General features: G+C 72.9%; 16 protein-coding genes. 6 read left to right on the forward strand and 10 right to left on the reverse strand.

The genetic code is table 11. The annotated features are described in order from the left end of the window. Nucleotides 1-51 precede the first annotated feature (51 nt). Both E1283_RS06160 and E1283_RS06165 read left to right on the forward strand, forming a co-directional pair. The gene (locus tag E1283_RS06160) at nucleotides 52-834 is read left to right on the forward strand and encodes an ABC transporter ATP-binding protein (RefSeq protein ID WP_132816859.1); all 783 of its coding nucleotides are present in this window, start codon (nucleotides 52-54) and stop codon (nucleotides 832-834) included. Between the two features lie 59 nt (nucleotides 835-893). Further along, nucleotides 894-2,177, forward strand: a complete 1,284-nt coding sequence (locus E1283_RS06165; protein ID WP_132816860.1) for a metal-dependent hydrolase family protein — start codon at nucleotides 894-896, stop codon at nucleotides 2,175-2,177. Nucleotides 2,178-2,262: 85 nt separating this feature from the next. Here E1283_RS06165 and E1283_RS06170 read toward each other — a convergent pair whose 3' ends face one another. Continuing rightward, complete coding sequence (locus tag E1283_RS06170) at nucleotides 2,263-3,762, reverse strand: alpha/beta hydrolase (RefSeq protein WP_132816861.1); 1,500 nt, start codon at nucleotides 3,760-3,762, stop codon at nucleotides 2,263-2,265. Nucleotides 3,763-3,994: 232 nt separating this feature from the next. Here E1283_RS06170 and E1283_RS06175 point away from each other — a divergent pair, with 232 nt between their 5' ends. Further along, nucleotides 3,995-5,155, forward strand: a complete 1,161-nt coding sequence (locus E1283_RS06175; protein ID WP_132816862.1) for a sensor histidine kinase — start codon at nucleotides 3,995-3,997, stop codon at nucleotides 5,153-5,155. 23 nt (nucleotides 5,156-5,178) lie between these two features. Further along, the gene (locus E1283_RS06180) at nucleotides 5,179-5,856 is read left to right on the forward strand and encodes a response regulator transcription factor (RefSeq protein ID WP_132816863.1); all 678 of its coding nucleotides are present in this window, start codon (nucleotides 5,179-5,181) and stop codon (nucleotides 5,854-5,856) included. Between the two features lie 62 nt (nucleotides 5,857-5,918). Here the strand turns inward: E1283_RS06180 and E1283_RS06185 are convergent, their stop codons facing one another. The 5 genes from E1283_RS06185 to E1283_RS06205 form a co-directional block, all read right to left on the reverse strand. Then, nucleotides 5,919-8,990: a glycoside hydrolase family 2 TIM barrel-domain containing protein gene (locus E1283_RS06185; RefSeq protein ID WP_132816864.1), complete on the reverse strand. Its 3,072-nt coding sequence runs from the start codon at nucleotides 8,988-8,990 to the stop codon at nucleotides 5,919-5,921. An 82-nt stretch (nucleotides 8,991-9,072) separates the two neighbouring features. Continuing rightward, nucleotides 9,073-10,011 (reverse strand): carbohydrate ABC transporter permease, encoded by a 939-nt coding sequence (locus E1283_RS06190; RefSeq protein ID WP_132816865.1) that lies wholly within the window; start codon nucleotides 10,009-10,011, stop codon nucleotides 9,073-9,075. Further along, a complete protein-coding gene (locus E1283_RS06195; protein WP_132816866.1) occupies nucleotides 10,011-10,997 on the reverse strand; it encodes an ABC transporter permease in 987 nt (328 codons plus the stop codon). Before E1283_RS06195 ends, E1283_RS06190 begins: the two co-directional genes overlap by 1 nt. Nucleotide 10,998: 1 nt before the next feature. Next, on the reverse strand, nucleotides 10,999-12,639 hold the full coding sequence (locus E1283_RS06200; protein ID WP_132816867.1) for a type 2 periplasmic-binding domain-containing protein: 1,641 nt from the start codon (nucleotides 12,637-12,639) through the stop codon (nucleotides 10,999-11,001). Between the two features lie 325 nt (nucleotides 12,640-12,964). After that, a complete protein-coding gene (locus E1283_RS06205) occupies nucleotides 12,965-13,987 on the reverse strand; it encodes a LacI family DNA-binding transcriptional regulator (RefSeq protein WP_165956024.1) in 1,023 nt (340 codons plus the stop codon). A 139-nt stretch (nucleotides 13,988-14,126) separates the two neighbouring features. Here E1283_RS06205 and E1283_RS06210 point away from each other — a divergent pair, with 139 nt between their 5' ends. Beyond that, nucleotides 14,127-15,131: a hydroxyacid dehydrogenase gene (locus E1283_RS06210; protein ID WP_132816869.1), complete on the forward strand. Its 1,005-nt coding sequence runs from the start codon at nucleotides 14,127-14,129 to the stop codon at nucleotides 15,129-15,131. A 94-nt stretch (nucleotides 15,132-15,225) separates the two neighbouring features. After that, nucleotides 15,226-16,296 carry a LacI family DNA-binding transcriptional regulator gene (locus E1283_RS06215; protein ID WP_132816870.1) on the forward strand — a complete coding sequence of 357 codons (1,071 nt, stop codon included), beginning with the start codon at nucleotides 15,226-15,228 and terminating at the stop codon, nucleotides 16,294-16,296. Nucleotides 16,297-16,320: 24 nt separating this feature from the next. On the opposite strand, the gene E1283_RS06220 is transcribed toward E1283_RS06215, so the two are convergent. From E1283_RS06220 to E1283_RS06235, 4 genes are all read right to left on the reverse strand, one after another. Then, nucleotides 16,321-20,130: a glycoside hydrolase family 2 TIM barrel-domain containing protein gene (locus E1283_RS06220; protein ID WP_132816871.1), complete on the reverse strand. Its 3,810-nt coding sequence runs from the start codon at nucleotides 20,128-20,130 to the stop codon at nucleotides 16,321-16,323. 139 nt (nucleotides 20,131-20,269) lie between these two features. Then, nucleotides 20,270-21,280, reverse strand: coding sequence for a LacI family DNA-binding transcriptional regulator (locus tag E1283_RS06225; RefSeq protein WP_243744636.1), 1,011 nt, complete (start codon nucleotides 21,278-21,280; stop codon nucleotides 20,270-20,272). Between the two features lie 109 nt (nucleotides 21,281-21,389). Beyond that, nucleotides 21,390-23,825: an alpha-L-arabinofuranosidase C-terminal domain-containing protein gene (locus tag E1283_RS06230; RefSeq protein ID WP_132816873.1), complete on the reverse strand. Its 2,436-nt coding sequence runs from the start codon at nucleotides 23,823-23,825 to the stop codon at nucleotides 21,390-21,392. A 214-nt stretch (nucleotides 23,826-24,039) separates the two neighbouring features. Further along, on the reverse strand, nucleotides 24,040-25,307 hold a 1,268-nt coding region (locus E1283_RS06235), incomplete at its 5' end, for an alginate lyase family protein (RefSeq protein WP_425086136.1).

A 25,307-nucleotide genomic window follows, 5' to 3' on the forward strand; every position in this document is an offset into this window, starting at 1 on the left:
CCCCGCCGCCGACCCCGCAGCCGAACTCGTCGACGCCGAGGAGGCCGACCGATGACCGACGTCCTCCTCAGCATCCAGCACCTCGACGTCAGCTACGGGCACGGCCCCGCCGCCGCCCACGCGCTGCGCGACGTCAGCCTCAACCTCGCCCGCGGGCACACCCTCGGCCTGGTCGGCGAGTCCGGCTCCGGCAAGTCCACCCTGGCCAGGGCGATCGTCGGCGGCCTGCGCCCCAGCGCCGGCTCGATCACCATCGACGGCACCGACGTCGGCAGCGCCCGGGGCCGGGCCCGCACCGCCCTCCGCCGCCGCGTCCAACTCATCCCGCAGGACCCCTACTCCTCGCTCGACCCCCGCCGCACCGTCGGCGAGGCCCTGGCCGAGGCGATCGACCCGCGGCGCGCCGCCGTGCGCAGGCACCGCGCCACCATCGTCGAGTGGCTGGAGCGGGTGCGGATGCCGGCCGACGCCATCGACCGCTACCCGCACGAGTTCTCCGGCGGCCAGCGCCAGCGCATCGCCATCGCCCGCGGCCTGCTGATCCGGCCGAGCCTCGTCGTCGCCGACGAGATCACCTCGGCCCTCGACGTCTCCGTCCAGGCCGAGATCCTGGCGCTGCTCGACGAACTGCGCCACGAACTCCACCTCACGATGGTCTTCATCTCCCACAACCTGGCCGTGGTGCGACGGGTGTCGGACGAGGTGGCCGTCGTCCACCACGGCGGACTCGTCGAACACGGCCCGGCCGCCCGGGTCTACGCGGCGCCGACGGCCGACCACACCCGCGCCCTGCTCGACGCCGACCCGGCGTCCCCCGGCTTCTCCCTCGCCTGAACCCCGATCCCCACCCTTTCCCACCGTCACCGTCACCGTCCGGAAGGAAGCACCTCCCCATGCCCACCGAGCCGCTGCGCCTGACCAACGCCCGCCTCATCACCGGCCGGCCCGGAGCCGCGCCGACAGCCGACGCCGTGCTGATCACCGACGCCGAGGGCCGCGTCGGCTACGCGGGCGAGGCCGCGACCGCCCCGGCGTCGCCCGGCGCGCGCGAGGTCGACCTGGGGGGACGCACCCTGCTCCCCGGCTTCATCGACGCCCACGTGCACGTCAAGCTGAGCCTCCCGCAGGGACCGTTCCACGAACTGACCACCGACCCGACCTATGTCGCCTACGAGACCGCGGAACGGCTCCGCGCCACCCTGGACGCCGGCGTCACCACCGCCCGCGACCTCGCCGGTGCCACCCGCGGCGTGCGCGACGCCCTGGCCCACGGACTCATCGCCGGCCCCCGGCTGAAGATCGCCGTGAACGCCCTCAGCCACACCGGCGGCCACGGCGACTTCCACCACTTCGACGGCGGCCACATCCACCTGCACCAGGGCGGCGCCTACCTCGCCGACACCCCGGACGAGGCGCGTCGCGCCACCCGCGACGCGCTCCGCTCCGGCGCCGACGTGATCAAGATCTGCACCACCGGCGGCATGGGCAGCCCGCACGACACCCCCGACGACGAGGGGCTGCGGGTGGACGAGGTGCGCGCCGTCGTCGACGAGGTCCAGCGCCACGGCGGCCGCCCCGTCGCCGCCCACGCGCAGGGCCTGGCCGGCATCCACGCCGCGATCCTCGGTGGCGTCACCAGCGTGGAGCACGGCTACGGCATCGACGACCGGGCCCTCGACCTGGCCGCCGAGCGGGGAGTCTTCCTGGTGCCGACGCTCTCGACCGTCTTCGTCGGCATCGACAAGGCCGCGATGCAGCCCTACCACTACGAGAAGAAGGTGCGCTGGTCCGGCATCACCAGGACCAACATCGCCCACGCCATCGAGCGCGGCACCAGGATCGCCATGGGCACCGACGCGGGCGTCGTCCCGCACGGCCGCAACCTGCTGGAGCTCGGCTTCCTCGTCGAACTCGGCATGTCACCGGCCGACGCGATCGTCGCCGGCACCCGGTCGGCGGCCGAACTCCTGGGCGTGGCCGACGATCTGGGCACCCTGGAGGCCGGCAAGCTCGCCGACTTCGTCGTCAGCGCGGTCGACCCCCTCACCGACATCGTCGGCCTCGGCGACCCCGCCAACGTCCTGGTCGTCGCGCAGTCCGGCGTGATCCGCAAGGACCTCCTCGGCCTCGCCGCGACCACCGCGCCGACCACGGCCGAGGCGCGGCCGGCCTCCTGACCGGTCGAGGCGCGGGCGACGCCCCGGCCCGACGCGCCGTAGGGCCCGCCGGCGCCGCACCGTCCCGATCACGGCCTCCCTCCCGTCACTCGCCCGGCTCCGCCGGGCAGGCGAGGTCACGCGCGGGGCGGTGCCCGGTGGTCAGGAAGGCCGTCACCGTGTCGTTGGCGCAGGTGTTGGCGCCGAACGGGTAGACGCCGTGCCCGCCCTGGTCGGCCGTCACCATCCTGGCCCGGTCGCCCAGCGCCCGCCGCATTTCCCGGGCGCCGGCCAACGGCGTTCCCGGGTCGCGCTCGTTCTGCGCCATCAGCACGTTCGACGGGCCCCGGTCGCCGATCTCCAGCGGCGGTTCGATCCCCTCGGTCGGCCAGAACGCGCACGGTCCGATGTTGGCCGTGGACCCGCCCAGCATCGGGTACCTCAGCCGGTCGTGCGCGACGTTCCGTTGGTACTCCCGGACGGTGTCCGGCCAGCGCGCGTCGGCGCAGATCACGTGGAGCCGGGCGGACATGGCGTTCTCCATGTCCGGGAACGGCGGCGGGGTCGGCGGGGCCTGGCCCGCGTCCAGCGCCTGCCAGGCCTCGGCCAGCTCGGGCATCAGCGCGTCGCCGTAGAGGCGTTCGAAGGTGAGCCCGCGGAACCACGTCCCGTCGAGGCCCTGGACCGGCGCCTCGTCCAACCGTTCCGCGAGCTCGTGGAACGTCGCGGTCACCTGCTCGGGTGTGCTGCCCAGACCGTACTCGGGGCGTTCGGCCGCGAACGCCGCGAAGTCCGGGAACCGTTCCTGGAGACCGGGGGCGAACCTCCGCATGGCCGTCGCGTCGTAGCCGCCGGGGCCGAGGTTGCTGTCGAGCACGATCCGGTCGCCGCGCTCGGGGAACATCGTCGCGTACGCCGCGCCGAGGTAGGAGCCGTAGGAGCCGCCGAGGAACGACACCCTCGGCTCGCCCAGCGCCGCCCTGATCCGGTCCATGTCGCGCGCGTTGTTCGCGGTGGTGGTGTGCGGCAGCATCCAGGCCGTCGACGAGGTGGCGCACTGCTCGGCGACGGTCCGCGCGTACGCCGCCTCCCGCGTGACGTCGGCGGCGGTGTGCGCGTAGGTCGGGAAGGCCCCGCGCCGCTGCTGCTCCGGCGTCAGGTCGCAGGTCACCGGCGTGCTGCGGCCGACGCCCCGGGTGTCGAAGCCGATCAGGTCGTAGGAGTCGAGCACCTCCCGCGGCAGTCCGGCGGCGGCGAGCAGGGCCGGGTAGCCCAGGCCGGTGATGCCGGGGCCGCCCGGGTTGGTCAGCAGCACGCCCCGGCGCCGGGACGGGTTCTCGCTCGCCAGCCGGGAGACGGCGATCTCTATCCGCCGGCCGGCCGGGTCCCGGTAGTCCAGCGGGACTTCGAGCGTTCCGCACTCCAGGCGGGACGCGGTCGCCGCCTCGGGGCACGGCCCCCACCGCACGGTCTCCGGCGTCACCGTCACCGTCGCCGGGTCGGGGGGCGCCGGGTCGGGGGTCGCCGGGGTCGCCGCGGCGGCTCCCGGGACCGCGGTCGCCAGCACCGCCGTGGCGGCGAGGGCGAGGGCGAGACTTCTGCGCATCCGATGTTCTCCTCACGGGGCGAGGGCGAAGGCGTGGGGGAGGGGATGTGCCCTCCCGCCGGACGCCGCTCTCGGTTGGGGAACCGAGTCTGTTCGTCGGGCGTCCCCGGCACATCGGCCCGGCGGCTCGAACCGCCCTCGCCCCGGGTCGAGGTGGCGGTTCGACTTCGGTCGAAGGCGTCTCGGCCTCTGGTCTGATGCACCGGCCGGGCGCGGTCGCGATACTGACCGGGTGAACGCGGAGGTGGCACCACGGCTCGGCGGGTGGCAGCAGACGGGTCGGCTGGCGGCGGCGGCCGCCGCCGGCGTCCCCTTCTGGTTCTCCACCGGCGTGGTGCTCTCCCGGGAGCAGCCGGCCGGGCCGGGCGTCTGGTGGGAGATCGGCGATCCGCTGGTGGCCCTGGGGTGTCTGACGGTCCTTCTCCTCCGGCGGCGCTTCCCGCTCGCCGTCGCCGTGACGGTCGCGAGCGCCGCCACCGTGTCGTCCCTCGCCACCGGTGCGGCGCTTCTGGCGCTCGGCTCGATCTCCACCCGGCGCCGTCCGGTGGAGATCGGGATCGTGGTGCTGACCTACGTGCTCTCGACCCAGTTCGCCGTCGGGGTCTATCCGGTAGAGGGTCCGACCGGCCCGCTGTGGCTCCTGCTCGCGCTCCCGACGCTGACCGCGGGGATCGCGGTGGCCGTGGGCGCGGCCGTCGGCGCGCGGCGCGTCGAGGTGCGCTCCCTGCGGGAACGGGCGGAGAGCGCGGAGCGCGAACAGCTCGCCCGAGCCGCGCAGGCCCGGGCCCTGGAGCGGAACCGGATCGCCCGCGAGATGCACGACGTGCTCGCCCACCGGATCTCCCTGGTCGCTATGCAGGCCGGGGTGCTCGACCACCGCGGCGACCTCACGGTCGAGCAGAACCGCACGCTGATCCGCGGCATCGCCGACAGCTCCCACCAGGCGCTGGAGGAACTGCGGGACGTCCTCGGCGTGCTCCGCGCCGACCCGGGCCGCCCGGAACCCCCGCAACCGTCCTTCGCCCACATACCGGAGCTGGTGACCGACGCCCGCGCGTCCGGGATGGACGTCACGCTCGGCACCACCGTGACGGGACGGCCGTCCGACGCCGTCGGCCGAACCTGCTACCGGATCGTCCAGGAAGGGCTGACCAACGCCGCCAAACACGCCCCGGGCGCGGCCGTGGACATCACCGTCGAAGGAGAGGCCGGCGGAGAACTCCGTGTCGTCGTCCGCAACTCCCCGGCCACCGCGGGAACCGCGCGGCCGCCGTCGTCGGGATTCGGCCTGCTCGGCGTCGCCGAGCGGATCGCCCTCGCCGGCGGGGAGCTCGACCACCACCCGACGCCGGACGACGGGTACGTCCTCACCGCGTGCCTGCCCTGGCCGTAGCACACCGACGAAGGAGAGCGTGAGTGGACAGCGAGCGGGAGCCGGTGCGCGTCGTCGTCGTCGACGACGACCAGTTGGTGCGCATGGCGCTGCGACTCGTCATCGAGGGCGAACCCGACCTGACCGTCGTCGCGGAGGCGGCCGACGGAGACGCCGCGATCAGCGTGGTGGACGAGTGGCGTCCGGACGTCGTGCTGATGGACGTGCGGATGTCCGGCCGCGACGGTCTCAGCGCGACCCGGGAGATCCTCACCCGGCCGTCGCCGCCGCGCGTGCTCGTGCTGACCACGTTCGACTCCGACGATCTGGTACTCGGCGCGCTGCGCGCCGGAGCGCTCGGGTTCGTCCTCAAGGACACCCCGCCGGCGCGGTTCCTCGACGCGGTGCGGACGGTCGCGGAGGGGAATCCCGCGCTGTCCCCGGCGGCCACGGCGCGGGTGATCGCCGCGGCCACCGGGCCCGCGTCCCGGGACGCCCGCGACGCGTCCCGCCGGGCCGCGCGGAAGCGGCTGGCCCCGCTGAGCGAACGGGAACGGGAAACCGCTCGGGCCATCGCGGACGGGCTGGGCAACCCGGAGATCGCCGGGCGGCTGAACATCAGCGTCGCGACCGTCAAGGCCCACACCGGCAGCCTGTTCGCCAAGCTGGCGGTCGAGAACCGGGTGCAGATCGCGCTCCTGGTCCGCGACGCGGAGGAGTGACGTCCGGACCGGCCCCCGGTCCCGGCGGGGCCGACGGATGGTGGTCAGCCGGCGGTGTCGGGTCAGCCGGCGGTGTCGGGTCCGACGGCGCGCAGGGTCAGCGCGAACCGGAGGGCGCGAGCGTGGAGTTGGTGGACCGGGAGGACGCCGGGACCGCAGGACTGGCTGCCGATGCCGTGGTGGGCGGCGTCCAGGTTGACCCAGACGTGCCGGTCGGGCACGAGGTCCGTGGGGTGGCGCGCGGCGTCCAGGCTCTCACTCGTCCACGGGCGCGCCGTGAGGTGGAAGGTGGGCAGGCCGGTGACTTCGAGGCCGGCGCCCGAGGCGTCGGTGAGCCGGGCGTACCGCACGTCGCGGCGGGCGCCGTTCTCCTGCGGCGTCACGTACGGCGTCTGGAGGTCCGGCACGGTCGCGGTGAACTCGCCGACCCGGGCGGCCCGCCGGGTGTCCGGGTAGGCCTCGCCGGGGCCGAGGCCGAACCAGGTGACGTCGGTGACGTCCGCCGGCAGCCCCAGCCGCAACCCGATCCGGGGGAGCGGTACGGGGGTGCCGGACGACGCCGGGGAGCCGTGGCGGACGAACCACCCCTCCGGTACGACCTCGACGTCGAGCCGCAGGGTCCCGGGAGCGAGTGCCGTCCAGGTGAGGGTGGTGAGCAGGCCGGCGTCGGTGGCCGCCGAGCCGGTGCGGACCGCCACCACCAGCGCGTCGTCGTGGGGCGTCGCCTCGACCAGGCGGTCGTGCGTGCGGTCCAGACCGAGCGCCCGCCAGGCGCGGTTCGCGTCGTCGCCGTGCGTGGCCCGGTCGTTGTCGGTCGGGGCCCGCCAGACGTCGAGGCGGGGGCCGACGACCGGCAGCGCCCCGAGGGAGCGGAGGGCGCCGCTCCGGTCGAAGTGGGCCGTGCCGAGCGAGAAGCCGGTGGGCGTCGCGGCGACGGCCGGGGGCGGGTCGGGTACGAGCGTGGGCGGTGCCGGCCGCTCCAGGGCGGCGAGTCGGTGCTGTGTCCAGGCCACCTCGTGTCCGGCCGGGGCCCACGACCGGTCCTCCGCCAGCCGGGCGCTGACGGTGAGCCAGACCTCCTCGCCCCGGGGCGCGTCCCGCGGAACGTGGGCCAGGAGCGGCAGCAGGTCGGCGGTCGCCGTCCCGCCGGGGGCCAGGACGGGCAGGTCGACCGCGCCCGCGGCCAGCGCCCTGCCGTTCGCCGCCAGTTCCCACCGGTAGGCGAGGTGCGCGGTCGTGGCGTGGTCGTAGCGGCTGCGGGCGGCCAGCGACAACGCGTCCCGCCCCTCGCCGGAGATCCGCAGCCGCAGGGGCTCGATCACCTTCCCGTACTCGACGAGACCGGGCGACGGGGTCCGGTCGGGGAACAGCAGCCCGTCCGCGACGAAGTTGCCGTCGTGGACCTCCTCGTCGAAGTCGCCGCCGTAGGCGAAGTACTCCTCGCCGGGGCGGGGGCCGGTACTGGCGCGGCGCCTGATGCCGTGGTCGATCCACTCCCAGACGAACCCGCCGTGCAGCCGGGGGTGGCGGTCGAAGAGCTCCTCGTACTCGGCGAGCCCGCCGGGACCGTTGCCCATGGCGTGGGCGTACTCGCACAGCAGGTGGGGCAGGGAGCGGCGGCGCGCGTCCAGGGCGGGGTCCCGGGTGCGGTCCTCGGCGTGCCGGCCGACGCGGTCGACCGTCTCGGGGTGCGAGTACATCTGGCTGTAGACGTCGGCGTGGCCGTGGTCAGGGTCGCCCTCGTAGTGGATGAGCCGTTCCGGGTCGCGCGAGCGCGTCCAGGCGGCCATGGCGCGCAGGTTCTCGCCCTCGCCGCTCTCGTTGCCCAGCGACCAGATGATCACGCTGGGGTGGTTCTTGTCCCGCTCCACGGTCCGGCGCATCCGGTCGAGCAGGGCGTCGGCCCACCGGGGGTCGTCGCTCGGGTTGCCGCGCCAGTCGGCGAGCAGGAAGCCGTGGGTCTCCAGGTCGCACTCGTCGACGACCCACAGGCCGTACTCGTCGCACAGGTCGAGGAAGCGGGGGTCGGGCGGATAGTGGCTGGTGCGGACCGCGTTGATGTGGTGCCGCTTCATCAGCAGCACGTCCTCGCGCATGGTCTCCGGATCGAGGGCGCGGCCGGTGTCCGGGTGCCACTCGTGGCGGTTGACCCCCCGGAAGCGGATGTTCCGCCCGTTGACGAGGATGCGGCCGTCCTCGACGGTGACGGTGCGGAAGCCGATCCTGACCGTCACGCGTTCGGCGTCGGTGGACACCGTGGCCTCGTACAGGCGCGGCTCCTCCGCGCTCCAGGGCTCCACGTCGGGCACCGTCAGCCGCTCGTTGGTGCCGGCCTCGACGCCCAGTTCCGGGATGCGCACGCGGGCCGGGCCCGGGGTGTCGACCCGGAGCGTGCCGTGCCCCGTGACGTGGTCGAAGCCGGCGTGGACGAACAGGTCCTCGACGCCGGACGTGGGACGGGCCAGCAGCCCGACGGAGCGGAAGATGCCCGACAGCCACCACATGTCCTGGTCCTCCAGGTAGCTGCCGGCCGACCACTGGTGCACCCGCACCGCGATCACGTTGTCCCCCGGCACCAGCGCGTCGGTGACGTCGAACTCGCTCGGCAGGCGGCTGCCGGTGGCGTGGCCGAGCGGAATGCCGTTGCACCACACCGCGAAGGCGGAGTCCACCCCTTCGAAGCGCAGGACCACCCGCCCCGCCACCCCCCGCAGGGCGGACGGCAGCGCGAAGCTCCTGCGGTACTCGCCCGTCGGGTTGTCGTCCGGAACGTGCGGCGGGTCGAGCGGGAAGGGGTACTGCTGGTTGGTGTAGGCGGGCAGGCCGTAGCGGGCCTCGGCCGTCTCCAGGAGTTCGCCGTCGGGCGCCCGGAGACCGGCGAGCTGCCAGTGGGACGGCACGGCCAGCCGGTCCCAGGCGGAGTCGTCGAACCTCGGGTCCTCGAAGCCGGCCGTGAGGTCCCGCAACCCGGGCACCAGGCGGAACGCCCACTCGCCCGACAGGTCCAGGGCGGGCGCGTCGCTGTGGGGCCTGGCCCGCGGGGGCAGCGTGCCGGAGCCGGGGGAGAAGGACGTCACATAGGAGGCCGTCTCCAGCTCCGCGGCGGGCCTGGAGTGGACGGCGGGGGTCGTCATCAGGGGGATCTCTCCTGGAGCGGGCGGCATCGTGGCCGCGGTGCGAACGCGTGCGGGCGGGCTGACGCCGGGTGACGCCGGGTCAGCCCTTGATGGCGCCGGTCAGGACGCCGGAGGTGAAGTACCGCTGGACGAACGGGTACACGAGCAGAATGGGCAGCGTGGCCGCGACGATGATCGCCATCTGCAGGGTGATCGCCGGCGGCGGCGGCACGTCCGGGTTCGGCGTCATCCCGGGAATCGGGGAGGCGGCGATGACGTACTGCTGGAGCACGACCTGGATGGGCCACTTGTCGGGGTCGTTGATGTAGATGAGGGCGTTGAAGTACGAGTTCCAGAAGCCGACGGCGTAGAACAGGCCCATCACGGCGAGGATGGGACGGGACAGCGGCAGGACGATCCGCAGGAAGATGCGCCACTCGCCCGCGCCGTCGATGCGGGCGGACTCCATCAGCTCCCTGGGCAGTTCCATGAAGAAGTTGCGCATCACCACCAGGTTGAAGGCGGTGATCAGGCCCGGCAGGATCAGTGCCCACAGCGAGTCCAGCAGCCCGAGCTGCTTGACCAGCAGGTAGTTGGGGATGATGCCGGCCCCGAAGAACATGCTCGCGAGGACGAGCACGAGCACGGCGCGCGCGCCGGGCACGTCCCTGGTCCTGCTGAGTCCCCACGCCAGGGTCGAGGTCATCGCCAGCGCGAGCACCGTCCCGGTGGCGGTGACCACGAACGACACCCACAGGCCCTGGGTGACCACGCCGCCGGAGAAGATCGCCCGGTAGGCGTCGAGGGAGAACTCGGTGGGGAACAGCACCCCCTGGCGTGCCTGCCGGGGCGAGGCCAGGCTCATGACGACGACGTAGACGACGGGGTACAGCATCACCAGGCAGATGCCGGTGACGACCACGCCCTTGAGCGCGGAGACGGGTTTCGACGTCTTGCGCATCCAGGGCGCGAGGTCGTCCCGGCCGGCGGGGCGGCGCCGACGGCGGTCGAACACGGACGGTGCGGTGGTGTCGGCCATCAGAAGATGCCACTCCCTCCGAGGCGCTTGGCCACACGGTTGGCCGAGACGATCAGGACGGTGGCGATGACGCCCTTGAGGAGGCCGGCCGCCGCCGAGACGCCCCACTGGCCGCCGGCCACGCCGCGGTAGTAGACGAAGGTGTCCAGGACCTGCGCCGCGTCCGCCCCCACGGCGGGCTGCTGGAGCAACAACTGCTCGAAGCCCACGGTCAGTACGTTGCCGATCTGGAGGATCAGCAGCAGCGTGGTGACGGGCAGCAGCGCCGGCAACGTGATGTGCCAGGTGCGCCGCCAGGAGTTCGCGCCGTCCACCGCCGCGGCCTCGTACCGGTCACGGGGCACGGCGGCGATGGCCGCGAAGAAGATGATCGTGCCCCATCCGACGTCCTTCCAGATCGACTGGGACACCACCAGCGCGTAGAAGGTGTCCGGGTCGGTCATGGCGTTGAACGGCTCGCCGCCGAGGTCCTGCACGAGCGTCGAGACGAATCCGTTGCCCCCCAGCAGTTGCTGGCACAACGAGATGACGATCACCCAGGACAGGAAGTGCGGCAGGTAGACCACGGTCTGCACGATCCGCTTGACCCGGTCCGACAGCAGGCTGTTCAGCAGGAGCGCCAAGGCGAGCGGGGCCGGGAAGGCGAAGACGACCAGCAGCAGCGAGATGGTCAGCGTGTTGACGAGCGCGTCGCGCAGTTCGGGATCGTCCAGCAGGGCACGGAAGTTGTCGAACCCCACCCACGGGGAGTCCTCCAGGCCGAGGAACGGCGAGAAGTCCATGAACGCCACGACGTTGCCCAACAGGGGCACGTAGACGAACAGGACGAAGAACGCCAGGCCGGGGACGATGAAGGTGTAGGCGACGCGCTCCCGCTTGATCCGGGTCCACAGGGAGGTCCCGCGGACCTCGACGGGGGGCGCTGCCGGCGCCTCCTCCTCGGAGGTCCCGGGCGCGGCGGGGACGGTCCGCTGTCGGGTCGTCATCTCAGCCCCGCGCTTCCCTGGCCTCGTCGTACTCGCGGCGGATCTGCTCGCCCCCCTGGTCGAGCCAGGTGCGGACGAAGTCGTCGAAGTCCGACAGCGAGGCGCGTCCGGAGACGACGGCGTTCTGCTGGTCGAGCAGGGACGCGTTCAGCTGGACGCCTCTGCTGGCGAGGGTCTCCGAGGTCAGGCCCAGGGTGTCCTTGGGCACGGACTGCTCGGCCTGGCGGGAGGCGACCGCGTGGAAGCCCTCGGCCCACGGCTCGGAGAGCGCGGCGAGGTTGTAGACGGCGTCGCCCGACGCGACCCAGGTGTACTGCGTGCTGGGCGGGTTGGTCGGGGTGACCACCCCGTCCCGCATCTCCCAGTGCTCGCCCTCGATGCCGGAGTCGATGAACAGCCGCTCCTCGCTGCCCCAGGGCGCGCTGAGGTAGTCCAGGACGTTGAGGATCTCCCGCAGCCGGTCGGTGTCCTCCGCCGCCCGGGAGGAGACGGCGATGGACCGGCCGTGCGGCAGGTTCCGCTCCCACACGCAGTCCCCGCCGTCGAAGCCCCTCAGCTCCAGGAAGCCGAGCCTGATCCCCTCCGTGTCGCGCTCGGCCGTGTGGATGCCGGGGCCGCCGACCGAGTTGGACCAGGCCGACGGCGCGAACACCGCGTTGCCGAACGGCCCTTCCGGCACGGTGCCGCTCAACGCGTCCGGGTTGAAGACGCCGGCCTCCCAGCACCGCGCGAGGAACGCCAGCGACTCGCGGTACGCCTCGGTCTCGATCTTGTGGACGAAGCCTCCCGAGCCGTCCAACTGCCAGTCGCAGCCCACGCGGTACATCGCCTCGACGACGGTCTGGAGCGGGTCGTCGTAGAGGGCTATGCCGTGCACCGGGAGCCCGTGCGCGTCGCGCACCGCGGCCACCTGGGCCAGCAGCTCGAACAGCTCGTCGGCGTCGGCGGGTTCCGCGTTGCCGCCCACCTGCTCGACGATGTCCAGCCGCAGGAGCGGGAAGAACGACAGGGGATGCACCGGGCTGGGGATCGTCACGATCCGGCCGTCGCGCAGCGACGAGCGCCACACGTCCTCGCGCCTCGCCGCGAGGTGGGGCCACTCCAGCACGTTGTCGCCCGACAGGGTCTCGCTCAGGTCGGCGAACGCCCCGTCGCGGATTCCCTGGAGGGCCACCGGGCTGTTGTCGTCGACGAACACCAGGTCGGGAACGCTGCCCGAGGCCAGGGTGGTGGCGAGCTTGTCCCCGTACTGGGCGGCGGGCACGAACGTGGTGTCGATGGTTCCGCCCAGCCGGCGGTTGAGCTCCTGCCAGTAGGGGTCGCCCGAGACGTCGCTCGGGGGATTCCCCCAGGTGAGCTGGAACGTGGAGATCTCGCCGCCCGACAGGGGCGTCCCGTCGTAGCCGCGGAAGTACTCGGCCGGCTGGCCGACGTAGACGTCGCGCATCGCCTCGTGGGAGGCGGTGAACGCCGGGTCGAGAGCCGGCGGGCGCGGCTCTCCGAACGTGGGGATGTCGAACGCCGCGGTGCCGCGCGAGGCGCCTCCGCCACCGCCGCACGCGGTGAGCGGGCCGGCGAGCGCGACCGCGCCGAGGGTCGTGCCGAGTCCACCGAGGAAGGTGCGGCGCGAGAGCTGGGTCATGGCGTGGGATCTCCGATCATCCTCGATCAGTCGCGGACCGCCGCGTGCCGGCGTGCGTGAACGTGCACGACGCCGCGTACGGAAGCCGTCAGCCCGTCGAGAGGTGCCGTGAATGCCGAGGAATGGCAGGGAATACGGCTCGATGCCAGCCGCAGACTAGGGACGGAACGAGAGCCGGGTCAAGAGGCGTGCGTGAGCGTTCACGGCGATCTGTTCGGCGGAACCGGTGCGTGCTCGTGAACGATCACGGTTCTGCCCGGAAGGCGACGGTGACGGGCGACGGGCGGCGTCGTGGTGCGGGGAGTGGCCGGTGCGTGAGGGGGCGTCAGCCGGACTGGCGCACGAGCAGCGCGTGCCGCCGCTGCCACTGGGCGCCCCGGCCCCTCCGGGGCGCGTCGCCGGCCAGCACGTCCCCGACCGCCGCGACGGCCGCGTGGCCCAGGCCCCGCGGGTCCAGGTCGACGGTGGTCAACGGCGGGGAGCTGTAGGCGCCCAGCCGGATGCCGTCCATCGCGATCACGGCGACGTCGTCGGGGATCGTCAGGCCGTGACGGGTGAGTTCGTGCATCACGCCCAGGGCCATGACGTCGTTGAAGACGAACAGGCCGTCCACGTCGGGCGAACGGTCGAGCATCTCGCGCACCGCGGCGCTCGCGCCCTCGGGGGACTCGTCGGTCAGCGTGACGCCCACCCGGTCGTCCAGCACGCCGGCCTCGCGGGCGAGTTCGGTGAAGATCGGCGCGCGGACGCTGGGGCCGCCGTGCACGCTGCCGTCGATCATCGCGACCCCGCGCCGTCCGCTGTCGGCGAAGCGCTGGACGACGAGGCCCAGGTCGTGGGTCAGGTCGAAGCGGAACCCGGCGTCCTGGCCGGTGGTCCCGGAGATGTCGAGCTGGATGAGCGGGCCCGTGAAGGAGGGCAACTCGCGCGAGATGTCGGGCGGGAGATAGCCGACGATCGCGTCCACCTCGGGAGCCATGTCCCGCACCACCGACAGCGCGTCGCGGCCGTTCGACCCGACGTAGCTCAGGTGGAGGTTCCACTGGCGGGCGTGGACCGCGTCGATCACGCTCTCCGCGATCTCGGCGAAGAACGGGTTCCACAGGGAGCGGATCACCAGGCCGAGCGTGGTGCCGGGACCGCGGACCATGGCCCTGGCCGCCCGGTTGGGCCGGTACTCCAGGCGGGCCGCGGCGCGCAGCACCCGGGCCTTCGTCTCGGCGCTGATCCCGGACATGTCGTTCATGGCCCGCGTCACGGTCTGCCGCGAGACGCCGGCGAGCCGCGCCACGTCGTTGATTGTGACCCGGTCCTCCGGAACCGCCGGCTGCCTCTCACCTGTGGGCACGGCGCTCATCGTAACGGCCTCCGGCGTGCGCGCCGTCGGCGTCCTCCCGTGCCCGCCTCAAGACGCCGGGTGTTGACCGTCCCGCCGTCCGACCGTAGCGTAGAGAACGATTTCTATCGCAGCTGGAGGGACCTTCCCCATGTCAGAGCGTCCCTCGGTGCTGTTCGCCCTGAACCCGCGACACCTGCCGCTCCTCTTCCCACCCGACCTGATGCGCCGCCTCACCGCCGTCGCCGACATCGATCCGGTCGTCCTGGCGAACCCGCGTGACCCGGAGGCCCGCTCCCGGCTCGCGACCGCCGAGGTGCTGATCAGCGGCTGGGGCTGCCCCCCGCTCACCCCCGAACTGCTGGAGGCCGCTCCGCGGCTCCGCACCGTCCTGCACACCGGCGGCTCCGTCAAGTACCTGATCCCGGGCCAGGGATGGGACCGTGGCCTGGCCGTCTCCTCGGCGGCCGACGCCAACGCCCTCCCCGTCGCCGAGTACGCCCTGGGCATGATCCTGCTGGCCGGCAAGGGAGTCTTCGACCTGCGGGAGCGGTACCGCGCGGCCCGCGGCTTCGTCCTCGGGGAGGTCCATCCGCACGTCGGCAACGTCGGGCGCCGGGTGGGGCTGATCGGCGCCTCCCGGGTGGGGCGACGGCTGATCGAGCTGCTGCGCCCGTTCGACTTCGACGCCGTGCTCCACGACCCGTACGTGGACGAGGCCGAGGCCGCACGACTCGGGGTGCGCAGGGCCGGCCTGGCGGAGCTGTTCCGGGACAGCGACATCGTCAGCGTGCACGCCCCCGCGGTGCCCGGGACGCACCACATGGTCGACCGGGCCGCGCTGGCGTCCATGCGGGACGGCGCGGTACTGCTCAACACCTCGCGGGGAAGTCTGGTCGACCAGGACGCGCTCACCGAGGAACTGGTCAGCGGCAGGCTGCGCGCGATCCTCGACGTCACCGAGCCCGAACCGCTGCCGCCGTCGTCGCCGCTCTACGACCTGCCCAACGTCCTGCTGACGCCGCACATCGCCGGTTCGCAGGGCAACGAGCTGCGTCGACTCGGCCGCACGGCCGTCGAGGAACTGGAACTGCTGGTCGCGGGGCGCCCCCTCCGGTACCGCGTCGAGCGGGCCGAACTCGACCGCGCCGCGTAGCCCCGCGGGTCCCGTCCCCGACGCCGGCCACGCCCGGGGCGGCGCCCGCCCCAGGGGCGGCCCGGGGGCGCGGGCGGAAAACTAGACTGGGCACGTGACGACAGACACCGGCCGAGGGCGGCAGGCGGGCAACGGGCGTGCCACGCTCAAGGACGTCGCCGAGCGGGCGGGCGTCTCGGTACCCACCGTCTCGCGGGTCATCGCCGGGAACTACCCGGTGGCGACCGGCACCAGGCGCCGGGTCGAAAGGGCCCTGCGCGAGCTCGACTACGTGGCCAACACGCACGCCAGGGCGCTGCGCGGGCACGCGATCAACGCGGTCGCCTTCATCCTCAACGACGTCCGTGGCCCCTCGTTCGCCGAGGTCGCCCACGGGATCGAACAGGAGGCGGCGCGGCAGGGCCGCCTGTCCCTGATCTGCACCACGGGCGGTCACCCGGATCGCGAGTTGGAGGCCGTGCGGCTGATGCGGGAGCAGGGCGCCGAAGCCATCATCCTGATCGGCGGTGTGCGCGACGACGAGGGGTACCGCGTCCGGATGCGCGCCCTCGCCGAGTCCCTGGACCAGGCCGGATCCCGGCTCGTGCTGTGTGGCCGTCCGTCCCTGGGGGAGGACGTGCCCGCCACCGTGGTGGAGTACGAGAACGAGGCCGGCGCGTACGCCATGACCAGCCGTCTCCTCGGCTTCGGGCACCGGCGCGTCCTCTTCTTCGGCGGCGACCCCGAGACCACCACCGCCGCGGGGCGGCTGGCGGGCTACCGCAGGGCACTCGCGGACTTCGCCGTCGAGGCCGCACCGGAGCTGGTGGCGCCCGCGCCGTTCGACCGCGCGGCGGCGCGTGCCGTGCTGCGCGAGCGCCTGGCCGCCGGGCTCGACTTCACCGCCGTGTTCGCCGTCACCGACGCGGTCGCCGCCGGCGCGTTGCAGGCGCTCACCGAGTTCGGCCTCGCCGTTCCCGAGGACGTCTCCCTGGCCGGGTACGACGACGTGTCTCCCGCCGCGGACCTGCGGCCGCAGCTGACCACGGTGCACGTGCCCTACGAGGAGTTGGGCCGGGTGGCCGTCCGGCTCGCCCTCGACCGTCGCAACCGCCCGGAGCGGGGCCAGCAGCACGCCCTGCTCGGCACGCATGTCGTGGTCAGGGAGTCCGTCGGACCGCGATGAGCCCGTGGTGCGGGGGGCGGTCGCTCAACTCGCCGTCGGGCGGCGGGCGGCCGCCGTCGCGTCGCGGACGTCGGCGAGCGGCCGCAGCCGGTAGGTGTGGGCGTACTCCCGGTCGGCGAACAGCTTGAACTCGTCGTGCGTGTGCGTGGACCAGCTGTCGTCGCCGCCGACGCCCATCTGGCGGTGACTCACCCGCAGTACCACCTCCTCCCGTGGGACGAGCTGGTAGTCGTGGCGTACCCCGACGGAGAGGTCCTCGGGTGTGTGGTGGGAGGCGTTGAACTCCAGCAGCGGTTCGCCGGAGACGAGGAGGCCGGCGCCGGCGTCGTCGGTGAGCGCGACCCACCGCACGTCCGTCTTGTTGCCGTTCTCCTGGGGGCGGAGGTAGGGGGTCCACTGGTCGGCGACGGTGCCGGCGTAGCGGCCGACGTCGGTTCCGGTGTTGCGGTCCCAGTGGTTCTCCTCGGGGCCGCGGCCGTAGTAGTGCAGGTGCGTGAGTCGGCCGGGGAGCAGGAACAGCGTGCCGACTTCGGGGAGGTAGGGGAGGTCGGGGGCGCCGGGGCGCAGGGTGTTGTCGATCCGGATCTCGGCGTTGCCGAAGACGGTGTAGGTGGTGGTGTAGGCGGATTCCACCGTGGTGGGCAGGGTGCCGGTGACGGTGATCTCCACGGCGCGGTCGCGCAGCGCGCGGACCCGGACGTCCGTCACCGTCCGGCGGGTGCCCGCGCCGCGCCAGGTGGCGTTCCGGCTGGGCTGGCCGTTGCCCCGGTCGTTGTCGGTGGGCGCCCGCCAGAAGTTCGGCGCCGGTCCCGAGACCACGAGCTGGGCGCCGCCGGCCTGGTAGGAGGTGATGACGCCGGTGGCCTTGTCGACGGTGACGGAGAAGTCCTCGCCAGCCACCGTCACGGCCGCCTCGCCCTCCTCGTGGCGCAGCGCGGGGACGGCCTCCAGCGGCCGTGGTGCCACGGCCCGGGCGCGGGGTGTGACGGGGAGTTGTTGTGCGGCCACCTCGAAGCCGGCGTCCGCCCACGCCGTGGCCGCCCTGGTGGTGAAGGACAGTTGGAGGAAGTACTCGGTGCCGGGCGCCGGGTCGGCCGGCAGGGGGCGGGGGACGGTGATCTCCCTGGTGGACAGCGGGGCGATGTCGAGGTCGGCGGCGGTCAGTTGTCCGCTCCGCACCTTCTGCCCGTCGGCGACCAGGGTCCAGGTGCCGTGGAACTCCTGGAGGTTGGTGAACAGGTACTCGTTGGTGACGGTGAGCCGCCCGGTGGCGGCGTCGCCGTCGGCCGCCGTCACCTGGATCGCCTGGTAGACGCGTTTGACCTCGGCGGCCTTGCCGGTGTGGCCACGGTCGGCGGTCACGACACCGTTGCCGGAGCCGTTGCCGTCGTGCGGAATGTCGCCCCAGTCGCCGCCGTAGGCGAGGAACGTCCGGTCGGCCGCCTCCTCCTCGGCGTAGCCGGCGGTGGCCGCGTCGAACCAGAGCCGCACGCCGTCGTCGCCCGGGCCGCGACCGGCGGAGGCGAGTTCCCCGGGCGACAGGGCGCGGGCGTGCACGGCGGCCCGCCGGATGGTGCCGCTGTAGTCGTGGAGGGGGTTGTCGGCGTTGGTACCGAACGTCAGGGGGGTGGTGTTGCTGGTGGGGCGTTCGGTGGTGGTCCGGGTCGCGGCGACGCGGCCGTCCAGGTGCAGCGTCAGTGTGCCGGCGGCCGCGTCGAAGACGCCCGCCACGTGGTGCTCGGCGCCGGTCCAGCCCTCGGGCAGCGGGGTGGCGGCGGCGATCGACCGGCCGCCCGCGTGGATGAGGAACTCCAGGCTCCGGTCCGCGAGTCCGAGCGCGTACTGGGTGTCGCCCTTCGCGAGGATGCGCTGGTACCCGAAGGGCGGGCCCGGGGTGATCCAGGCCTCCAGGGTCAGTGAGCCGGTGATGTCGAGGGAGGAGTCGTGGGGGAAGAAGACGCCGCCGCTGAGGCCCTTCCCGGCCGTGACGCCGGCCGCGGTGGCCAGTTCGCCGGTCAGGGCGCCGGGGCCGGTCTCCGTGAGCCGCTTGCGGGAGGGGGTTGGCCAGCGCAGCGCCTGATCGGCGAAGTCCCAGATCCAGCCGCCCTGGAGCACGTCGTGGCGGCGGATGACGTCCCAGTACTTCCTGAGGTTGCCGCTGGAGTTGCCCATCGCGTGGGAGTACTCGATGAGGACGAAGGGCCGGCGGTCGGCGGTGTCCAGGGCCCGCTCCTCGACCTCCCAGGGGCGGGCGTACATCTGTGACCTGATGTCGCTGACCTCGGGGCGGTTGTCCCACTCGTACTGGATGACGCGGGTGGGGTCGGTGGCGTGGATCCAGTCGTGCATGGCGTCGAAGGTGGAGCCGACCCCGGACTCGTTGCCCAAGGACCAGATGACGACGGAGGCGTGGTTCCTGTCGCGGTGGACCATGTTGCGGGCGCGGAACAGGCACGCCTCGGTCCACTCCGGATGGTCGCCGGGGTACTGGTCGTTGACGCCGTGGGTCTCCAGGTTCGCCTCGTCGACCACGTACAGGCCGTACTCGTCCGCCAGCTCCAGCCACCGCGGGTTGTTCGGGTAGTGCGAGGTGCGCACGGAGTTGATGTTCATCCGCTTGATCACCCGGATGTCCCGCTCCATGTCGGCGCGGGTCAGCGACATGCCGCGCTCGGGGTGCATCTCGTGCCGGTTGACGCCGCGGAGGGAGACGGGCCGGCCGTTGATCCGCATCAGCCCGTCCCTGAGCGCGAACTCGCGCAGGCCGACCCGGTGCGACAGCGTCTCGGTCACCCGGCCGGCGGGGTCGCGGAGCTGGAGCACGGCGGTGTAGAGGTAGGGCTGTTCGGCGGACCAGAGCCGGGGCCGGGGCACGGCCCCGGCGGCCTGGACGGTGACGTCCTCGCCGGCCGGGGCGGCGGCCAGGTCGGCGGTCGCGCTGAGGGGGCGCGGCCAGACGGGGCGGCCGTCGGCGTCGTACAGCTGGGTCTCGACGGTGTGGTGGCCGGTGGCGGCGTCCTGGGTGTAGGCGCGGACGGCGGCGGTGACGGACAGTTCGGCGGTGGTGTGGTCGTCGCTCAGCGGGGTGTCCAGCTTGAAGTCCCGCAGGTGGACGACGGGGGTGGCGAAGAGGTGGACCGAGCGGAAGATGCCGCTCAGCCGGATCATGTCCTGGTCCTCCAGCCAGTCGCCGGTGGAGTAGCGGTAGACCTCGACGGCGAGGTGGTTGGCGCCCTCGGTGAGGTGGGGGGTGATGTCGTACTCGGCGGGGGTGTAGGAGTCCTCGCGGTAGCCCACGCGCACGCCGTTGATCCACACGTAGTGGGCGGACTTGACGCCCTCGAAGTGTAGGAAGACCCGCCGGTCGGCCCAGTTCGCCGGCACGGTGAAGGTGCGGCGGTACTGGCCGACGGGGTTGTGGCGAGTGGGGGCGAACGGCGGCTGGGCCTCCTCGCCGAGGCCGTTGGGGCCCCACCAGGGATAGGGCTTGTTGAGGTGGATCGGGCGGTCGTAGCCGTGCATCTGCCAGCAGGACGGCACCGGGAGGGTGTCCCAGGAGCTGTCGTCGAGGTCGGTGCGGTGGAACTCGGGGTCGCGGTCCTCCGGGCGGTCGGCGTAGGCGAACCGCCAGGCGCCGTCGAGGTCGAGCCGCCACGGCGAACGGGTGCGGTCGGCGGCCAGTGCCTGCTCGACGTCCGCGTACGGCATCAGCGTGCTGTGCGGCGGCTCCGAACCGACCTCGGAGATCGCGATGTTGTTGTTCCACTCGGGACTGCCGTTGGCCGGCGGCTCCCAGGCGGTGCTCGGGGCGGCGGAGGACGGGGACTCGGGCATGAGACGAACCTCTTGGACTCGATGGCTTGAGGCGACGGAGGGGCAGGGGCAGCGGCCGGATGGATATCGTTATCTATCCGGACGTGGGACCGCCGTCGGTTCGGCGGTGTCGGGGCGGGGACTGGACCGTGGACCGGTCTCAGCCGTCCGTCGACTCCCGGATCACCACGGAGAAGCTGCCGACGAACTCGGCATGACGCGTCGAGGGCTCCGGTTGCTCGATGCGCTGGATCAGGAGATCGACGGCCCGCGCGGCCATGCCGTCGTGGTCCGGGTCGATGGAGGAGAGCGAGGGCACCAGGAACTCGCTGCTCGCGACGTTGTCGAACCCGATCACCTTCACCTGGTCGGGAACCCGTATCCCGACGTCGGCCAGCCCGCGCAGCACCCCCATGGCCAGCGCGTCGGTCACGCAGAACACGCCGTCGAACGCGAGCCCGCTCTCCGCCATCTCCCGGGCGCGGCGCGCGCCCTCGCGCATGCCCAACCTGCCCACCTGCTGGACGAGGGCGGGGTCGACCGGCACGCCCGCGTCCTCCAGCGCCAGGCGGTAGCCCGCGAGGCGGAGCCGGGAGGTGTCGATCTCCTCCACCGCCCCGCACATGATCGCGATGCGACGACAGCCACGCGAGAGCAGGTGGCGGGTGGCCGCCCGGGAGGCGTCGAGGTTGGGCATGGCGACGTGGTCCACGGGGCCGCCGAAGATCCGGTCGCCGAGGATGACCACCGGATGGTCGACCCTGAGCCGCTCGGCGTCCGCCTGGCCCAGGCCCGCCGCGCTGAGGATGAGCCCGTCGTACAGCCGGTTGCGGGACAGGGACAGGGCGTCCAGTTCGCTCTCCGGCGAGGCACCGGTCTGCTCGATGCTCACCCGCAGGTCACGCCGCTCGGCCGCGGCGATGATGGCGGCGGCCAACTGCCCGTAGTAGGCGCTGTCCACCTCGGGGATGGCGAGGCCGATGGTTCCGGTGCGCCCCTTGCGCAGGTTGCGGGCCGCGACGTTGACGCGGTAGCCGAGCCGGGTCATCGCCTCCAGGACCCTCGCCCGCGTCTCCCTGCGCACGTTCGGATGGTCGTTGATGACGTTCGAGACGGTCATCGACGAGACCCCGGCCGCCTTCGCGACTTCCTGGATCGTTACCACGCTCACCCCTGCCCTGTGGCTTCGGAACCCGGTCTCGCGCCCCGCTCGCATGCTATTCCCCGCGTCCGCGGTCGTGCCCTGCCCCGCCTGCCAGGGTGGGGGCGGCCGGGCCGGGTCATCGGGGACCGCGTCCACGGGTGCGCAGCACGGTGAACGAGTGGGGTGGGATGTCGCAGACCGTCCCGGTCAGCCGGTCCTCGACGGGGGTGGCGGGGGCCGGCCCGAACCGGCTCGCGGCGTCCGGCGGAACCGTCAGGACGGTGCGTGCGAAGTCGGCGCCGTCGTCCGTGCCGGCCAGCCGCACGCGGACGACGACGGACGCGGGCGTGGCGTTCGCGATCTTGACGATCACCTCGTCGGTCGAACCGGCGCGGACGGCCGAGACGGCGAAGACCTCCGGCTCCGGCCGGACGTCCTCGACCTCGTGGACCAACTCTCCGTCGCGGTAGCAGCGGATGTGCCGACCGGCCACCTCGATCCGCAGGTCGTACCAGCGGCCGGTCTCGACGGACTCGGCCACGCGGTCGCCGAGATCGTCCTCCACGCCGTCGTCCACGCGGACGAGCCACGTCGACTGGTTGAGCCAGCCGCCGAGCTTCCAGCGGTAGCGGTGATCGGGCGACGCTCCGGTGAAGCCGAGGACGAACCCCTCGTCGCCGGCCGTCTTTCTGGCCCGCACCGAGAAGGCGTATCCCGATCCCTCCACCGCGTCCGCCAGCAGTAGTTCGGCCCGCGCCCCGCTCCTCGTCTGACGGACGCCGCCGCTGCCGTCCGTCACCCACGTACCGGACTCGGCGTGCCAGGTGCCGAACTCCGGTACCGGCACGGGTGCGCCGCCCGGGGAGTCGATGGTGACGTCGGTGAACTCGGCCCGGGTGTCGGCGCCGGTGCCGATCAGGACGGTGGCCCGGGCGTCGTTTCTGACGGGCACCGGCTCGGGGGCCCCGGTGACGGTGAAGGGCAGGGCCGTGTCGCCGGAGCCGACCGAGTGCATCCGCTGCACGTGGTAGTTGAGGGTGGGCCACACGTCGGTGTTGTCGAAGTAGATCAGGTCGGGCAGCCACTGGATGCTGCCGCGTCTGGCGAGGAGCGGAGCGTAGGAGGCCAGCCGGACGACGTCCCCGTTGCGCTCCATGGCGATCATGTACGCCGCCTCGGCGACGGCGCTGCGCCCGTTGTTGCGGCCGCTGCCGTACTCGCCGACGTAGAGGTGCGGGCCCTCGCGGTCCATGGCGTCGAAGCGGCGGGTGTTCTCCAGGAGCCAGCGCGGCGACTTGTAGGAGTGCTCGTCGACGACCGGGATCCGTCGCTCGCGGGCGAACGCCCAGCCCCGTTCCCAGTCCTGGCCGGCGGTGGACGGGCCGAGGGTGCCGATGACGGTGATCTCGGGGTGGTGTTCCCGCAGCGCGTCGTGGATGCGGGCGAAGCGGTCGCGGAAGGTGTCGGTGATGGTGTCCTCGTTGCCGACCCCCAGGTACTCGAGGCCGAACGGCTCCGGGTGCCCGGCGGCGGCGCGCACCGCGCCCCAGGTGGAGTCGGCGGGGCCGTTGGCCCACTCGACCAGCGCCAGCACCTCGGCCACGTAGGCGGGCATCTCCTCCTGGGGGATGCCGGCCTGCCCGGTGACCTCGCTGTTCTGGCAGCAGACGCCGGCCGGCACCACGGGCAGCGGCTTGGCGCCGATGTCCTCGCAGAACTGGAAGTACTCGAAGTAGCCCAGGCCCATCGACTGGTGGTAGTGCCAGATGTTGGGCTGCTGGCGGCGCTGGTGCAGCGGCCCGACGGTGTCCGGCCAGCGGTACATGTTGCCGAGCCCCTGCCCGTGGGCGAGGCAGCCGCCCGGGAACCGCATGAACTTCGGCTTCAGGTCCGCGATGGCCTGCGCCAGGTCGGCGCGCAGGCCGCCGGGCCGGCCGCGGAAGGTGGCCTGTGGGAAGAGCGAGACCAGGTCGAGGTGGACGGTGCCGACCCCGGACGTCGTGAGGGTGAGCCTGGCGTCGGGGTCGGTCGTCTCGCACGTGATGACGGCCGACAGCCGCTCCCAGTGCCCGGGCACGGGTCCCAGCTCCGCCCGGCCGTGCACCAGGCCGCCGTCCCTACTCTCGATCCGTGCCACCAGCCGGTTCCCGGCGCCGTCGGGCAGGCGGGCGAAGAGGCTGACGTCGTAGGACTCGCCCGCCCGGACGGCGATGCCGTCGAAGCCCTCGTTGCGCAGCCCGGCCCCCGAACCCGTGGTGCCGGTGGCGACGGTGCGCAGCACCGCGTGGTGCGGATTGGCCGGGTGCAACGGCGCCGCGGTGGAGACGGTGAGCGATCCGGCGGCGCCGTCCCGCTCCAGCAGCTCCCACGCGGTGAGGGCGTGCCAGCCGCTCCGGTCGGCGGAGCGGTACTCGAAGGACCGGTTCTGCACCAGTTCGGCGTAGAGACCGCCGTCCGCCGCGTAGTTGAGGTCCTCGAAGAACACCCCGAACAGGTCGGGGGAGATGGCGGTGCCCGCGGCCCTGGCGTCCACCTCGACGATCGTCTCGCCGCGGGGGCGGGATTCACCCATGGTCGTTCGTCTCCTTCGGCCGGCGAAGGCCCACGTTCGGGTTGGTATGCGTACTGTGGGATGAAAATTTGTAGCGATACAAAAGCTGTCATCCTCGCGCCCGGGGAGTCAAGGGGTCGTGTCGGACGGCCTCGCCCTCGCCCCCGGCGGAACCGCACGGGCGCACTCGAAGTGCGCCCGTGCGGCCGGTCCTTCGCGCCACCACCGGCTCGCGTCACTTGGCGTACATGAGCGTGCCGAAGCCGAGTTGGTCGAAGCCGCCACTGGTGGAGCCGTAGTCGCCGCCGCCGCCCTCCGTCCCGACGAAGTCGTCGTACATGGTCGAGAGGTACTCGTCACGCCAGCCCAGGCGCCCGTGGTAGTGGAAGTGCAGCATCGCCCAGATCGGGCGGATGTGCCCGCGGCCGCCGGAGGCGATCGCGGTGTGCTCGTTGTGGGCGCAGTTCGTGCCGCTGCCCCAGCTGTAGGTGGTGAAGGGCACGTCGAGGCCGATGTTGTACTTCGCGACGTACTGGGCCCCCTGGAAGAACCTCCGGTTGTCGTGGGCGTACAGGTCGACGCCCTGGTTCCACGCCATCTCGCACAGCGCGCCCATTTGGCCGACCCCCATGACGCAGTGGCCCTGGTCGCGGCCCGACTCCTGCCACTGGCCGAGCCCGTAGCCCGCGGCGTCGGTGTGCAGGAAGGGGACGGCGTGGGCGAGGGAGCCGTTGCCCGCGCCGCTCTGGAAGTAGGTCACGGCCTCGTCGAACTTGGCGCCGTCCTCGCACAGGATGGCGATGGCCATGATGGACGCCATGTTGCAGAGGTCCCAGTTCGCCCAGTAGTGGCTGATGCAGGTGAAGTTGTGGTCCCGCAGGAAGCCGTGGTTGATCGGGTAGAAGACGTTCAGCAGCATCTGCCGGAAGGCGTCGAGGTCGAAGCCGGGGTAGCCGCGCAGCAGCTCGCCCACGTTGGCGAACTGCCAGCCCTGCAGGCCGGCGACGAGGATCGCGTCGGTGCTGCCCTGGATGGAGGTCAGGGTGTTCGACCAGGCGTTGCAGATGGCGGCGGCGCGGTCGGCGTTGGCCGTCGTGCCGCCGACCTGCCAGCGCAGCGCGTTCTGGTAGGCGGCGGCGATGTCGTTGTAGAGGATCGGGTAGTTGTTCGAGGTCCCCGTGCCGCGATAGATCACGGACTGCGGGTTGGGCGTCCAGGTGGACGAGGAGTGCGGGTTGTCGACCAGGCGCTGCCAGCCCGCCCGCCAGGGGTCGGTACCCGCGGCCACCCTGACCCTGGCGCGGTTGATGTCGCCGGCGTTGTGCAGGGCGCCGGGATGGTTCCAGGTGGTCGGGGCGGCGCCGGCGGACCGTGCCGAGGCGGCGCCCAGCGCCCCGGCGAGGGCCAGCCCGCCGACGGCGCGCAGCGTGCCCCGTCGGCTCGGCCCGGTCGGACGCGGGTGCCCCGTGGCGTGGGGGGCGTGCGGGGTGTGTGGGACGTGTG

The sequence above is a fragment of the Streptomyces hainanensis genome (assembly GCF_004348415.1).
GTDB classification, from domain to species: Bacteria; Actinomycetota; Actinomycetes; order Streptomycetales; family Streptomycetaceae; genus Streptomyces; species Streptomyces hainanensis.

Coding starts and splice junctions, on each gene's coding strand:
- E1283_RS06160 (WP_132816859.1), top strand. CDS start 52: ATGACCGACGTCCTCCTCAGCATCCAGCACCTCGACGTCAGCTACGGG.
- E1283_RS06165 (WP_132816860.1), top strand. CDS start 894: ATGCCCACCGAGCCGCTGCGCCTGACCAACGCCCGCCTCATCACCGGC.
- E1283_RS06170 (WP_132816861.1), bottom strand. CDS start 3,762: ATGCGCAGAAGTCTCGCCCTCGCCCTCGCCGCCACGGCGGTGCTGGCG.
- E1283_RS06185 (WP_132816864.1), bottom strand. CDS start 8,990: ATGACGACCCCCGCCGTCCACTCCAGGCCCGCCGCGGAGCTGGAGACG.
- E1283_RS06190 (WP_132816865.1), bottom strand. CDS start 10,011: ATGGCCGACACCACCGCACCGTCCGTGTTCGACCGCCGTCGGCGCCGC.
- E1283_RS06195 (WP_132816866.1), bottom strand. CDS start 10,997: ATGACGACCCGACAGCGGACCGTCCCCGCCGCGCCCGGGACCTCCGAG.
- E1283_RS06200 (WP_132816867.1), bottom strand. CDS start 12,639: ATGACCCAGCTCTCGCGCCGCACCTTCCTCGGTGGACTCGGCACGACC.
- E1283_RS06210 (WP_132816869.1), top strand. CDS start 14,127: ATGTCAGAGCGTCCCTCGGTGCTGTTCGCCCTGAACCCGCGACACCTG.
- E1283_RS06220 (WP_132816871.1), bottom strand. CDS start 20,130: ATGCCCGAGTCCCCGTCCTCCGCCGCCCCGAGCACCGCCTGGGAGCCG.
- E1283_RS06230 (WP_132816873.1), bottom strand. CDS start 23,825: ATGGGTGAATCCCGCCCCCGCGGCGAGACGATCGTCGAGGTGGACGCC.